At 71.3% G+C, this 14,080-nt stretch carries 9 protein-coding genes; 1 reads left to right on the top strand and 8 read right to left on the bottom strand.

Features of this window, described 5'->3' with window-relative positions; all coding sequences use genetic code 11:
* Nucleotides 1-10: 10 nt before the first annotated feature.
* Both HCN08_RS01385 and HCN08_RS01390 read right to left on the bottom strand, forming a co-directional pair.
* Complete coding sequence (locus HCN08_RS01385) at nt 11-424, bottom strand: GtrA family protein (protein ID WP_206318182.1); 414 nt, start codon at nt 422-424, stop codon at nt 11-13.
* Nucleotides 421-1,485 (bottom strand): glycosyltransferase family 2 protein, encoded by a 1,065-nt coding sequence (locus HCN08_RS01390; RefSeq protein ID WP_167980932.1) that lies wholly within the window; start codon nt 1,483-1,485, stop codon nt 421-423. Before HCN08_RS01390 ends, HCN08_RS01385 begins: the two co-directional genes overlap by 4 nt.
* 215 nt (nt 1,486-1,700) lie before the next feature.
* On the opposite strand from HCN08_RS01390, the gene HCN08_RS01395 reads away from it, so the two are divergent.
* Nucleotides 1,701-3,284, top strand: coding sequence for a glycosyltransferase family 2 protein (locus HCN08_RS01395; protein WP_167980933.1), 1,584 nt, complete (start codon nt 1,701-1,703; stop codon nt 3,282-3,284).
* Nucleotides 3,285-3,379: 95 nt separating this feature from the next.
* On the opposite strand, the gene HCN08_RS01400 is transcribed toward HCN08_RS01395, so the two are convergent.
* The 6 genes from HCN08_RS01400 to rfbB all read right to left on the bottom strand — a co-directional run bounded on the left by HCN08_RS01400 (nt 3,380) and on the right by rfbB (nt 14,008).
* Entirely contained in the window at nt 3,380-4,903 is a 1,524-nt protein-coding gene (locus HCN08_RS01400; RefSeq protein ID WP_167980934.1) for a hypothetical protein, read from the bottom strand.
* 29 nt (nt 4,904-4,932) lie between these two features.
* Nucleotides 4,933-8,517 carry a bifunctional glycosyltransferase/CDP-glycerol:glycerophosphate glycerophosphotransferase gene (locus HCN08_RS01405; RefSeq protein WP_167980935.1) on the bottom strand — a complete coding sequence of 1,195 codons (3,585 nt, stop codon included), beginning with the start codon at nt 8,515-8,517 and terminating at the stop codon, nt 4,933-4,935.
* Between the two features lie 43 nt (nt 8,518-8,560).
* Nucleotides 8,561-10,756 carry a bifunctional glycosyltransferase/CDP-glycerol:glycerophosphate glycerophosphotransferase gene (locus HCN08_RS01410; protein WP_167980936.1) on the bottom strand — a complete coding sequence of 732 codons (2,196 nt, stop codon included), beginning with the start codon at nt 10,754-10,756 and terminating at the stop codon, nt 8,561-8,563.
* Between the two features lie 101 nt (nt 10,757-10,857).
* A complete protein-coding gene (locus HCN08_RS01415; protein ID WP_167980937.1) occupies nt 10,858-12,132 on the bottom strand; it encodes a lipopolysaccharide biosynthesis protein in 1,275 nt (424 codons plus the stop codon).
* Nucleotides 12,129-13,022, bottom strand: coding sequence for a dTDP-4-dehydrorhamnose reductase (rfbD, locus tag HCN08_RS01420; RefSeq protein WP_167980938.1), 894 nt, complete (start codon nt 13,020-13,022; stop codon nt 12,129-12,131). Before rfbD ends, HCN08_RS01415 begins: the two co-directional genes overlap by 4 nt.
* Nucleotides 13,019-14,008 carry a dTDP-glucose 4,6-dehydratase gene (rfbB, locus tag HCN08_RS01425; protein ID WP_167980939.1) on the bottom strand — a complete coding sequence of 330 codons (990 nt, stop codon included), beginning with the start codon at nt 14,006-14,008 and terminating at the stop codon, nt 13,019-13,021. The genes rfbD and rfbB overlap by 4 nt, the downstream gene beginning before the upstream one ends.
* Nucleotides 14,009-14,080 lie beyond the last annotated feature (72 nt).

Below are 14,080 nucleotides of genomic sequence, written 5' to 3' on the forward strand. Positions count from 1 at the left end.
CCGTAAGGCGTCAGTACGCCGTGGCCGGCGGGGTGTCCTTGGTCAGGATGCGGCGGGAGAGGATGTACGTGAAGGGGATCGCGGCGGCTGCGGCCACCAGGGGGGCGATCTTGTCGTTCATGCCGACCCATTCGACGAAGACGTACACGCCGATGCTGGTCACGACGTAGTTCGTCACGTTCGTCAGCGGGAAGAGGAAGAACTTCTTCCACGTCGGCCGCGTGCGGTAGGTGAAGTACGTGTTCAGGAAGAACGAGCCGATCATGCTGAGCACGAACGCCACCGAATACGCCGCGAAGTACGGCATCAGCGGATGCAGCGCCAGGTAGAAGCCGTAGAACGTCGCGGTGTTGACGCCGCCGACCAGGGCGAAGCGGCCTATCTGGAGCAGCTGCGGGGAAAGCCGTGGCACCGTCGCGCTCATCCGATCTCCAGGCGGCCCGACTGCCCGGGCTGCTCCATCCGCTCCGTCCGCTCCAACCGCTCCAACCGCCCGCCCCGGTGCGCGCCGTCCGCCCGCTCGTCGAACGGCGCCCCCGCCTGGTCCCCGACCCGGAACGCCCGCGGCGCGTTGGTCTCCTTCACCAGGAAGTGCGGGCGGCGCTTGGTCTCGTAGTAGATACGGCCAATGTACTCGCCTATCAGCCCCAGCATGATCATCTGCAGACCGCCGAGCCCGACGATCGCCACGACCAGCGTGACGTAACCGGGCGCGGTCACGCCCTGGATGATCGCCTGCACGGTGATCACCGCCGCGTACACCACCGCGAGCCCGGCGAGCCCCAGCCCGGTGTAGATCGCCATCCGCAGCGGCCGGTTGTTGAACGAGATCAGCCCGTCCATGCCGTAGTTGACCAGCGACCCGAAGCGCCACTTCGTCTCGCCCGCCTCCCGCGCCGCGTTGCGGTAGTCGAAGGTGACGGTGTCGAAGCCGATCCACGAGAACAGCCCCTTGGAGAAGCGGTTGTACTCCGGCATTGACAGCAGCGCGTCCACCGCGGGCCGCGACAGCAGCCGGAAGTCCCCGACGCCGTCGGTCAGCTCGACGTCCACCCATGAGTTGATCATCCGGTAGTACAGCCGGCTCAGCGCCGTCCGCATCTTCTTGTCACCCTCGCGCGTCCGCCGCGCGATGACCTGGTCGTGCCCCAGGTGGTACAGCTCCAGCATCCGCCCGATGAGCTCCGGCGGGTGCTGGAGGTCCGCGTCCATGAGCACGACCGCGTCCCCGGTGGCCTCCCGCAGGCCCGCCAGCATGCCCGCCTCCTTGCCGAAGTTCCGGCTGAAGGAGACATAGCGGGTGCTGCCCGGATTGTTCTTCGCCAGCCCGCGCAGCCGGTCGAGGGTCGCGTCCTTGCTGCCGTCGTCGACGTAGCACAGCTCGTAGTCGACGTCCAACGTGTCCAGCGTCTCGCGGATCCGCTGGTCGAAGAGCTCGATCACGGCCTCTTCGTTGTAGCAGGGAACAACGATCGACAGTCGCATGGAGATCACTTTCAGTGCCGCATATGAGTGGGGGAGAAGTGGCGGCACCCTCCCCCGCACGCTTTTTCGCCAGCCTAGGCGGCCATTTCCCGGGCTTCGACGTTTAGCGGGCGTCGGGCAAGAGTGTTCAGTGCGGAGTCCTGCTCGGTACAGTGGGCGTTCACCCACATGACAGCTTACTCAACCGCCCCAGGTACAGAAGTGAGGAACGCCCGATGGCACGCGTCAGCGTCGTCGTGATCTCTTACAATGACGCCGGCCACGTGGTCACCGCGGTGAAATCCGCGCTCGCCCAGGGCGAGGAGATCGGCGAGGTGATCGTCGTCGACGACGCCTCCACGGACGGCACCGCACAGGCCCTCGCCGCCTTCGAGGACGACCCGCGCGTACGCGTGCTGCGCCGGACCACCAACAGCGGCGGCTGCGGCACCCCGCGCAACGACGGCATCGCCGCCGCGTCCTTCCCCTACCTGCTCTTCCTCGACAGCGACGACGTCCTGCCGCCCGGCGCCGCCGTCGCGCTGCTGGCCGCCGCCGACGAGCACGGCTGCGACGTCGTCGCCGGCCGCGCCGTCCGCCGCGAGCTGCCGGGGGGCCGTGAGACGGTCTGGGCGCCCGAGATCTACGACACCTCCGCCGGCGCGAAGCTCCCCGGCGCGCTCATCCGCGGCATATCCGAGCACCCGGAGATCCTCAAGGACACCCTCTCGGTCAACAAGCTCTACCGGACCGCCTTCCTGCACGACCGCTCCCTGCTCTTCCCGGACGGCGCCTTCCACTACGAGGACTTCGTCTTCACCGCCCGCCTCTACGCCGCCCGCCCGCGCATCGCCTACATCGACGCGCCGGTCTACGTGTGGAACGTACGGCGGAACGCGGCCACCCCGTCCATCTCCCTGCGCCGCGCCGACATCGGCAACTGGCGCCGGCGCATCGCCGCGCACCGCGAGACCGTGGACACCTTCCGCGGCGCCTCGGCGACCGATCTGGCCCTCGCCGCGCAGGCGAAGTTCCTCGACTACGACCTGCCCATGTACGTCCGCGAGCTGCCGCAGCGCTCACCGGGCTATGTGGAGGACTGGTGGCGCGCGACCCGCGACTACGTCGCCGGCTTCCCCCGCGAGGCGGTGCAGCTCGCCGCCGTGCCGTCCCGCTGGATCGCCCGCGGCCTGACCGCACCCGGCGCCGAACGGCCCGAGCCCGGCGTCGCGGGGCTGGGCCGGCTGGTCGAGCTCGCCGCCCGCCCGCCCCGGCTCGTACCGCCGTACGGCAGCACCCCGCCGCCGGAGCTGGCCGACCTGGAGCCGCGGGAGCTGCCGGCCGTGGTGGACGCCCGGGTCCGCACCGGCAGCACCACCCGGCTCGCGCTGCGCGTGCACGACCTGTACGGGCGGCTGGGCGCGCTGCACCCGGTGGCGCTGCGGGTGGAGCTGGTCGAGCGGGACGACCCCGGCAACCCGCTCACCGCCGACACCCCCGTGGTGCGCGACGGCGACGGCTGGACGGCCGCGGTACGGCTGCCCGCCGCGCCCCTCGGCCGCGCCGGGCGGCTGGCGGTCTGGCACCTCCGCGCCGAGATCTGCTACGCCGGCACCCCGCAGCGCACCCCGGTGGAGGTGCGGGCCGCCGACGGGCAGACCGCGGGCCGCGGCGTCGTGGTGCGCCGCACCGGGCAGGTGCTGCTGGTGCAGACGCACATCACCGGCGGCCGGGCGCTCATCCTGCGGGTTGCCGACGGCATGGCGGGCGCCCGCCGGGTCCTCGGCGCCCGGCTGCGCCGCCTGCGGCTCGCCCGCTGACCGGCCGGCGCCCCGGCCGTACCCCCGCCGCAACGCGAACGGTGGGGTGCCGCTGCGGCCAGCGGCACCCCACCGTTCAGCCGTACGTCGTGCCGTCAGGCCGTCGAGGACGCCAGCGGCTTGTTGTCCTGCCCCGGCAGCTCCGGCGCCGGCTGCGGGGCTGGCACCGGCCGCGGCCGGGTCGTGTCCGGGCCCATCGTCAGCCGGGTCCGCACGGTGAGCAGCGGCAGGAAGAAGAAGCCGATGAACATCGGCGCCACCATGTAGCGGAACAGCGGCGCGGGGTTCGCGGCGAGCACGCACAGCTGGAGGCCGACGGTGAAGGCCGCCATCGCCCACAGCCCGCGCTGCCGGCGCTTGCGCACCATCAGCAGCACGATCGCGTAGCTCGCGTAGCACCAGACGGCGCCGCGGTAGAACAGCCAGTCCAGCTGGCTGACCTTGGAGGCCTTGAAGGCGAGCAGCGCGGCGGTGTGCAGCTTCGCCGACACCGGGCGCATCTTCAGCACCGGCAGGTACTTGCTGTGCTTGATGTCCTGGTTCCAGTCCGCCCACCCGAACAGGTTCTTCGGGGTGACCGGGTCGGAGATCAGGGTGTAGCCGTCCTGGCTCGCCGGACCCGGCCAGATCGCCCAGGCGATGTGCGAGCGGCACAGCCGGGTGCTGATCAGGATGTTCGGGGTGCGCTTGGCGACCTCGGCCCAGATGTCGAGCAGCTGGCTGTTGAGCCGGGCCGCCTCCGGGCGGTTCATCGGCTTGGCCATCGTCGGGTCGGCGGCGTAGCAGGTGGCCGCGGCGCCGCCCCAGTGGCTGAGCGGGGCGACCTTCTTCATGATCGCCAGGTCGTGCCGGGAGAAGGTCTGCGGCGCCTTGCCGTAAGCCACGGCGATGTCCGCGTACTGCATCGCGTAGACCTGGTCCTTGGTCGGCGTCTGGATGCCGACGGCCGGGTAGACCACCGTCTGCAGCAGCGCCGAGATGACCACCGGCACGATGGTCGCGGCGAGGATCCACCGGCGTACCTTCGGCAGCGTGAAGAGCAGCACGGGCACCGCGAAGATCATCACCAGCAGGCCGTTGGTGCGGAAGACGCCCATGGCCAGGCAGCCCAGGAACAGCAGCCCCATCTCCCGGTAGAAGGCCCGGTCCCGCGCCTGCGAACGGCCGCGCAGCCGGCGGGCGACCAGCCGGCCGGTGGCGGCGAAGGCCAGCAGCGCGCCGATGGTGTACGGCACGTCCTTCCACACGAAGACCACGAAGCTGCCGGTGGACGGCAGCAGCACCACCGCGGCGGCGGCCGGCAGGCTCCAGCGCGCCCGCACCCCGAAGTCCCGCAGCATCACGCACGTGTAGGCGATCGTCGCGGACATCGCGATCGTCTGCAGCAGCGTCAGCGCCCACAGGTCGCCCGTGGTGTTCAGCGACAGCCACACCATCGAGTCGTAGACCACCGAGTGGTTCGACATCCAGTGGTCGCTGGTCACATGCCACACGTACGCGATCGAGTCGTAGCTCATGGCGCCCGGGTAGAACGCCGCCCACCACAGCAGCAGCACCACCTGGGGGATCACGAACGCCGCCAGCGGCAGCCGCCGGTGCGGCGGGATCTTCTCGATCATGGCGCGCGCCTGGGAGGCAAGGGGAAGTTTCAACGGGACTCCGCGGAGGAAGGTTGGGACGGCGCGGCCGAGGCGAGCTGGACCATACGGTCGATGACCCGGTCGGCGGCGTGCCCGTCGTCGAGGTCGCAGAAGAGGTCCTGGAACGCCCGGTAGGCGTCCGCGTACCGGTCCGCTGTGCCGTCGATGTCGCGGAGGGCGGTGACCAGGTCTTCTGAGGTGTGGATCAGCGGTCCCGGTGCCTTCTCCTCGAAGTCGAAGTAGAAGCCGCGGAGCCGATCCCGGTAGTGGTCGAGGTCATAGGTGAAGAACAGCATCGGGCGGCCGGTGTTCGCGAAGTCGAACATCAGCGACGAGTAGTCCGTGATCAGGATGTCCGAGATCAGGAACAGCTCGCCGATCTCGGGGTAGTCGGAGACGTCGAAGACGAACCCGTCGCCGGCCCCCGGGACCGAGTCCACGATGTTGGCGTGCTTGCGGACCAGCAGGACATGGTCGTCGCCGAGCCGGCGGCGGGCGTCCTCCAGGTCGATCCGCAGGTCGAACTTGTAGTGGCCCGCCTGGTAGAACTGGTCGTCGCGCCAGGTCGGCGCGTAGAGCACGACCCGCTTGCCCTCCGGCAGCCCGATCCGGTCGCGCACCGCGCGGGCCCGCTCCTCCTGGCCGGCGGCGCGCAGCAGGTCGTTGCGCGGGTAGCCGGACTCCAGGATCTCACCGTCGAAGGCGAAGGCCCGCTTCATGATGGGCGTGCTGAAGCGGTTGGGGGAGACCAGGAAGCTCCAGTGCGGGGTCTCCTGCGCGACCTTCGCCAGGTACTGCCGGTCGGCGAACTGCACGCTGTCGATGTCGTGCGCGATCCGCTTGAGCGGGGTGCCGTGCCAGGTCTGCACGATGACCTGGCCCTCGCGGCGCTCGATCCAGTGCGGCAGGTGCGAGTTCCACACGATGTAGCGGCTCTCACCGAGCGCGGCGTACCACTCCTTGCTCCAGCAGCGCAGCGCGGTCGCGCCGTCGGGCACGCTCGCCTGCCCGTCCTGCACCACCCACAGGTGCTCCAGGTCGCTGCCCCGGCGGACCAGCTCCTCGTAGACCGCGCGCGGCGAGTCGGAGAACTGCCGGCCGTTGAAGCTGGCGTACATCACCTGGTCCTTCAGCGGCGCGGTCCGCGCGCCGCCGTAGACCTCGGTGCGCAGCTGCCGCTGCCGGTAGCGGCCGGCCTCGTCCTCGCGCAGGTCGGGGGCGGAGCGTACGTACAGCCGGTCGAAGAAGCGGCTGCCGACGGTGTACTCGCGGCCGTGGGCCTCCAGGCCGAACGGCAGGGCGGGCAGCGCCGCGGCGGTCAGCCGCACCGGGTAGCTGTCGCGGGTGTCCTCCTCGCGCAGGAAGGCATACCAGTGGCCGGTGCGCAGCGGGCGCTTGCCGCTGAGCGTGCTGTGCGGCACGGGCCGGAACTCCGCGCGGAAGCGGTCGCCGGTGACGGTGACGGGGTAGACGTGCTCCTCGGCCTGCCGGCTGTGCCGCAGCACCAGGTGCAGCGGGCGCTCGGGCACGGCCGGCAGGGTGCCCTCCACCAGCAGCATGCCCGGGCCCGTCGAGGTCACCGCGTCGGCCAGCGCCTGGGCGGGCTGGGTCCGCAGCACCAGGGCGCCGGTGGGCCCACCGGTGACGTAGACCGCGCGCGCGCCCCACCCGGGCTCGCCCGCGCGGATCGGGAACTGCTCGGCGGGCGTCTGCTCGCCGCCCCGCACGGCGACCGGGATGGCCGCCCTGCCCGGGGCCACCAGGTTCAGCAGCCAGGTCTCGGTGCGGTCGGGGTTGCCCGAGTCGCGGCCGGGCACGTCCAGCGACGCGGTCTCCACGGCCGCCTCGAAGGTCCGGCTGCCGTCGCCCTGGGTGTGCGTGGTGACCGGGACCTCGAAGGTGACGCCGTTCGAGCCCTGCGTGGCGCGCAGCGTGAGGCTGTCGTCCACGTCGCGGCTGAGCGTGCCGGTGATCCGCAGCCGCCCGCCGGACACCTCGTGGCCGGTGTACGTCGCCCGTACCTTCTCCACCTTGATGTACAGGTGCTCGTCGGCGACGTACGGCACCACGCGCACGTCCGGCGCGACCCAGAACGGCGCCGGGCTCTCGGCGCTCTCCGACAGGCCGGCCTTGACCCGGCTGCGGCGGACGACGCCCTGCTGCCCGCCCGCGATGGTCAGCTGCCAGGTGCCCTCCTTCCACGCGCCGCGCTGCTTGAGCTTGTCCGGCGCCAGGGTGAAGCGGAAACCGGACCAGTCGTAGGAGTGCAGGGACTGCCAGGACGCGACGGTGGCCTCGGGCTCGCGGGTGCGGTGCATCCACAGCACCACGCTGCGCCGGCTGCCCTTCTCCCGCAGCAGCGCCCTGCGCAGCGACATCGCGCCCCGGCCGGCCTCCAGGTTGCGGACGTACGCGTAGCCGTCGACGTGCAGCTTGCCCTGCTCCCAGCGCACGGCCGTGGCGCGGGCCCGCATGGCCAGCTCGGGGCCGAGCCGCAGCACCTCGCGCGGCACCGCCAGGCCGGGCCGGTCGCGCAGCTGCGGGTAGTCGGCGTAGTGCCGCAGGCCGCTGCGGGCCACCGGGATCGCCTTGCCGAACTCCCGCTCGAACTGCACGAGTTCGATCACGTCGTCGAGCAGGCCCTGGCTGATGAAGAAGCACTTGAGCCGCACCGGCACCGGCACCTTGGCGAGCACCGCGGGATCGACCCGGTCGAGGAAGTCGCGGCTGCCGTCCAGGAACGCCCGGCGGAACTCCTCGCCGGCCTCGCTCAGCACGTTCCAGAACAGCGGCAGCTCGTCGGTGATCGCGGTCTCGTCGTACCACCGCTTGTAGCCGCGGTATTCCGCGCCCGGCTGCGCGGCCAGGAAGCGGCTGACCGAGTCGAAGGACGTGATGCGGTCCCGTACGTTCCTGGGATCGGTGCGGTTCTGGGTGATCGACGGGGCGCCCGCGGTGCGCTGGCGCCACTGGTAGATCGGCTCGGCGAGCACGTCCACGGCGGTCGCCCGGAAATGCGCCGGAATCGTGACGGGCGCGTCCTCGTAGAGAATGCCCTCGGGGAAGGCGAATGCGTGCCGGTCCCAGAACGAGCGGCGGAATACTTTGTTCCACGCCGTGCGGTCATAGAGCAGATCGCGGTCCCGGGAGATGTGGGTGCGTTCCCGCGGCTTGTTCAGGCGCTTGGCGTGCAGGGCAGAAGGCGAGGTCTCGCCGGCCACCAGGATGTCCACGTTGCCGGAGACGAAGTCGGATCCGGTCTTGTCCAGACTCGCTATGCAGCGCTGGTACGCGTCCGGTACGACGACGTCGTCGCTGTCGACGAACGCCAGGAACTCCGTGCCCGCGGCGATGTGCCGTACACCGGTGTTACGGGCGGCGCCGAGGCCGGCGTTGGGCTGCTCCACCACCCGGATCCGGGTGTCCCGGGCGGCCCACTTGCGCGCGATCTCCAGGCTGCCGTCGGTGGAACCGTCGTCCACGACGACGGCCTCCCAGTCTCTGAACGTCTGGTCGGCCAGCGACTGCAGGCATTCGTCGAGGAACAACTCCACGTTGTAGACAGGGACTACCACCGAAAGACGTGGAGTCATCAGTGCGTTGCCTTTCTTTGCATATGCCAGGGGCGGGCACATTTCACGGCCTGGGCGGCACCGGGCGATCCGCCCATGGTATGACCGGGGGCACGGCGCTTTCGCCGAGGAAGATCCTGCGCACCACCCGCTCCGCCGCGCGGCCGTCGTCGAACTCGCAGAAACGCGCCCGGAAACGCGCCCGCTCCCGGGTGTGCTCCTCGGTGTCCCATGCACCGGACCCGAACAGCGCGACCAGTTCGTCCTCGGTGCTCACCACGGGACCGGGCGGCAGGGTGTGGATGTCGAAATACGTCCCCCTTGTCGTCCGGTACATCTCCCAGTCATTGGCATAGACGACGATCGGCCGGTCGAGGTTCGCATAGTCGAACATCGCAGACGAGTAATCCGTCAGCAGGCAGTCCGCCGCCAGGTACAGCTCCTCCACCGACGGGTGGCCGCTGACGTCGACCAGCCGGGCCTTGGCGTCGGCGCCGGCCGGCGGCCGGCCCGGGTCGGTGTAGTAGTAGTGCCCGCGGACCAGCACCACATGCCCGTCCGGCAGCCGCTCGACGAACCGCTCCAGATCCACCGGGAAGTGCAGCTCGCCCAGGTAGTCGCGGTGCGTCGGCATGTAGAGGATCACCGTGGTGCCGTCGGGCAGGTCCAGCGCCCGCCGGGCCGCCGTCACCGCCGCGGCGTCCGCCGTGACCAGCACGTCGTTGCGCGGGTAGCCGTACTCCAGCGGTTCGTACGACGAGGGGTAGCTGCGGTCCCAGATCCGGGTGCTGTAGCTGTTCGCGCTGAGGCTGTAGTCCCAGCGGTCGACCCGCCGTATCAGGTCGGTGAGGTCCATCGCACCCAGCGCGGTGGGGAATTCGGCCAGGTCCACGCCCATCCGCTTGAGCGGGGTGCCGTGGTGGGTCTGCAGGTGCACCTGGCCCGGCCGCTTGACGACGCCGTTGGGGAAGTTCACGTTGTTGACGAAGAACTTCGCGCGGGCGACGGTCTTCCAGTAGGCGAACGAACCGGGGTGCACCCGGCCCGTGCCGCGCGGCAGTTGCACGCGCACCTGGTTCTTCAGCACCCACACCGTGCGCAGGCGCGGCGCCAGCTCCAGCAGCTTGCGGTGGACGGCCGCCGGGTTGCAGGTGTAGCCGCTGTTCCAGTAGGCCGCAAAGACCGCCAGGTCGTCCTGCAGCGGCAGCATGCGCTGTATTCGGTAGTACGTCCGCAGCACCGCCGTGCGCAGCGGGCGCTTGAGCGGCGCCGCGCGCTTCTTCGCCCGCCGCACCAGCCGGCGCGCCCCGGCCTTGGCCCGGCGGCCCCCGGTGGCCGGCGCGGCTGCGGGCGCCGGGGCGTGGCCGGCGGGCAGGTGCGCCGCGAGCGAGGCGGCGGTACGGGTGCGGAACTCCGCCACCGCGTCGGCCGGCAGCCGGCCCGGCGAACGCTCCACCGTGCGGTAGTGGTTGGCCATCAGGTCGTACAGCCGGGGCCGCCAGCGGTCGAACCGCGGGTGGGCGTCGACGAAGGCGAAGACCCGCTCGTACTGGTCGACCACGTCGAAGTGCTTGCGGCTGGAGCTGTGCAGGATGCTGCCCTGCCGCCGCTGCCGGTAGTGCACGCACACCCGGTCCAGCAGCGCGATGCTCTCGGCCGCGACCAGCACCGGGTACGTCCAGGGGGTGTCCTCGTAGTAGCCCGGCGGGAACTCCAGGTCCCAGCGGCCGACGAAGTCCCGGCGGTACGCCTTGTTCCACGCCACCTGGAGCAGGTCGAGCAGCTGCGGGTGCTCGTCGAGGGTGACCACGGGCTTGTCCGCGGACGTCAGGACGTCCGCGCGCTTGTTGCGGACGGTACGGCCGTCCCACGTGGTGCGCGCGTAGTCGAAGACCAGCAGCTCCGGGTCGCCGGTCTCGGCCAGCCGCCGGTCGATCGCGGCGAGCGCGCCGGGCAGCACGGTGTCGTCGCTGTCCACGAACAGCAGATACGTGCCCGAGGCCTTGGCCATGCCGGCGTTCCTGGCCCGGCCGAGGCCGACGTTCTGCGCCAGCCGCAGCGAGACCACCCGCGGATCGGCCGCCGCGTACTCGTCCATGATGTCGCCGCAGGCGTCCGGTGAGCAGTCGTCCACCGCGATGATCTCGAAGTCCCCGAAGGACTGGTCGAGCAGCGAGTCCAGGCAGTCCCGCAGGTACGCCTCGACCCCGTAGGCGGGGACGACGATGCTGAAGCGGGGCGAGCTGGGTAGAGAGGGCATTGACCGTGTTCCCTAGGTTCTTTGCGTCCGCTTCGCCGCACTCCCGCCACGGCAGCGTGTGCGGGCGGTGACATGGGTCGGAACGGCGAGCGAACGAACGGTTATCTTACACGGCGCCGCAAAGCGACAGCCATGCAGGCCACCACCACCACGGACCCGGCCGCGTACGCGATCTCGACCCTGCTGCGCAGGGCCATCGGGCTGAACGTGACGCCGATCAGCACGGCCGTGCCGATGGCCCAGGACACCAGCTGCCGACGGGCGCCGCCGCTGGTGAGCAGGGCCTGGCCGAGCACCATCGCGATCATGTACGCCGTGGTGCCGAAGGCCAGCCACCCGAAGTCCGCGGCGGTCAGGATGTCGGGCGCGCCGAACAGGGCCGGCAGCAGCATCGGGCCCAGGATCACGGCGCCCAGCCCGCCGGTCGCCCCCAGCGAGCCGGTGATCAGCACCGCCCGCAGCAGCAGCCGCGTGTAGCCGCGCCGGTCGCCCTCGGCCGCGGCCGTCGCCAGCCCGCGCAGCAGCGACACCTGGAAGGCGCCGAACACGAACAGCGGCACCCTGGCCAGCACCAGGGCGGCCAGCAGCGCGGTGACCAGTTCGGTGTCGTCGGTGGAGATCACCTTGGTGCTGATGACCGCGATGTTGACCAGCAGCTGCGCCAGCAGCGTGGAGGCCACCAGCATGCCCAGCTTCTGGCTCATCTCCCGCCACGGCGCGGCGGTGCCGGGCAGTGCCGCCTTCAGGGCCGGGCCGACGGTGGCGGCCACCGAGATCAGCGGCGCCACCGTGAGGATCAGCGCGAAGGCGAAGACCGAGTGGACCCCGCTGAGCGCCAGGGCCAGGGAGAACACGATCCGCAGCAGGCCGTCGAGACCCAGCTGCGTGCCGTAGGTCTTGAACAGGCCGAGCCCCGCCAGCACCCCCCGGGTCACATGCGCGCACGACAGCGCCGCGAAGGCGCCCGCGAGGCAGAACACCAGCGAGATGTCGCCGTCGAAGAGCAGGTCGGCGATCGGCCGGGCGAGTACGGCGAGCGGGATCACGGTGACGCACAGCAGGGAGCCGGACAGCATCGCCCCGCGCCGCATCGCCGGCCGCACCCCGTCGCCGGCCACCTTGCGGGCCGCGACGACCCGGGTGATCTCCTGCTCGACCGGGAAGAACAGCCCCAGGCCGATCGAGAAGACGACCGTCCACAGCACCGAGAAGGCGGCGGTGGCGTCGGAGTCCGCGGACATGGCGTGGTTGGCCGCCGACAGGTGCACATAGCTGGCCAGCCCGAGCACCGCGGTGCCGCCGCCGACCAGCGCGGTCCCCTGGGGCAGCGCGGTCGCGACGCGCTGGGTGATCCGGGGCTTGAGGGTGGTCGTCATCGGGCGGCCCGCGGTGCGGACAGGGCGGCGCTGAGGCCGGGTATCGCCGCGGACAGCTCCGTATGCCAGTCCGGCATGGGCCCCAGGCCCGCCGCCGCCCAGCGGTCGTGGCCGAGCACGCTGTACGACGGGCGCCGGGCCGGCCGTACGAACTTCTCGGACGTCGTCGGGCGCACCCGCTCCGGGTCCAGGCCGTGCAGCGCGAACGCGGCGCGGGCCAGGCCGTACCAGGTCGTCCGGCCGGAGGCGGTGCCGTGGTAGACGCCGGCGGGTGCGTGCCCGGCCAGCGCCGCTGCGCCCAGCTGCGTCAGCCGCAGGGCCAGCGAGCGGGTCCAGGTCGGCTGCCCGAGCTGGTCGTCGACGACGTCGAGGGTCTCGCGCTGCCCGGCCAGGGTCAGCATGGTGCTGACGAAGTTGCGGCCGTGGGCGCCGTAGAGCCAGGCGGTGCGGACGACGTAGCCGCGCTCCGGCAGCAGTTCGAGGACCGCCCGCTCGCCGGCCAGCTTGCTGCGGCCGTAGGCGTTGACCGGGGCGGTCGGGGCGTCCTCGGCGTAGGGCGCGGTGGCGTCGCCGGGGAAGACGTAGTCGGTGGACACCTGGAGCAGCGGCACGCCGTGCCGGGCGCAGGCCAGGGCGAGGCAGCGCGCGCCCTCGCCGTTCACCCGGGTGGCGGCGGCCTCGTCGGCCTCGGCGCCGTCGACGTCGGTCCAGGCCGCGGCGTTGACCACGATGTCGTGGCCGGCCACCGCCGCGTCCACCGCCGCCGGGTCCGTCACGTCGAGGTCGGCACGGGCCGCCGCGGTCGGCTCGGCGCCGGGGGCGTCGGCGAGCACGGCGATCAGGTCCCGGCCGAGCATGCCGCCCGCACCGGTGACGAGCCAGCGTGTCATGCGTGCAGTTCCGCCTTCTCCTTGAGGGGCTCCCACCACTGGCGGTTGTCCCGGTACCACGCGACGGTGTCGGCAAGGCCCTCGTCGAAACCGGTGAGGGGCTCGTACCCGAGCTCCTCGCGGATCTTGTCGATGCTCAGCGAGTAGCGCAGGTCGTGGCCCTTGCGGTCCGTGACGTGCTCCACCCGGTCCCAGCCCGCGCCGCAGGCGGCCAGCAGGCGCTCGGTCAGCTCACGGTTGGTCATCTCGGTGCCGCCGCCGATGTTGTACACCTCGCCGGCCCGGCCGCGGTGCAGTACCAGGTCGATGCCGCGGCAGTGGTCGGAGACGTGCAGCCAGTCCCGTACGTTGCCGCCGTCGCCGTACAGTGGCACCTTGCGGCCGTCCAGCAGGTTGGTGACGAACAGCGGGATCATCTTCTCGGGGAAGTGGTAGCGCCCGTAGTTGTTCGAGCACCGGGTGACCGTCACGTCCATGCCGTGGGTGCGGTGGTAGGCCAGCACCATCAGGTCGGAGGCGGCCTTGGAGGCGGAGTAGGGCGAGTTGGGGGCCAGCGGCCACTCCTCGGTCCAGCTGCCCTCGGTGATCGAGCCGTAGACCTCGTCGGTCGACACATGCGCGAACCGGCCGACCTTGTGCCGCAGCGCCGCGTCCAGCAGCACCTGGGTGCCCAGCACGTTGGTGGTCACGAACGGCGAGGCGTCGCTGATGGAGCGGTCGACGTGCGACTCGGCCGCGAAGTGCACCACCGCGTCGTGCCCGGGCATCACCTCGTCGACCGCGGCGGCGTCCCTGATGTCGGCCTGGACGAAGGTGTACCCCTCGTGGTCCGCGACGGGCGCCAGGTTGGCGCGATTGCCCGAGTACGTGAGGTTGTCCAGCACGGTGACCCGGGTACCGGGGCCGGACGGCAGCTCACCGAGGAGCGCGGCCCGTACGAACTGGGAGCCGATGAATCCGGCGCCGCCGGTGACGAGAATTCTCATGGGAGCAGCATCTTAAGTCATGGTTACACCGCGGTGGCGATGCGGTGCCGGGCGGGCGACCGGTCACGACTA

Origin of the sequence: Actinacidiphila epipremni (genome assembly GCF_012034175.1) — a bacterium.
Classification (GTDB): Bacteria; Actinomycetota; Actinomycetes; order Streptomycetales; family Streptomycetaceae; genus Actinacidiphila; species Actinacidiphila epipremni.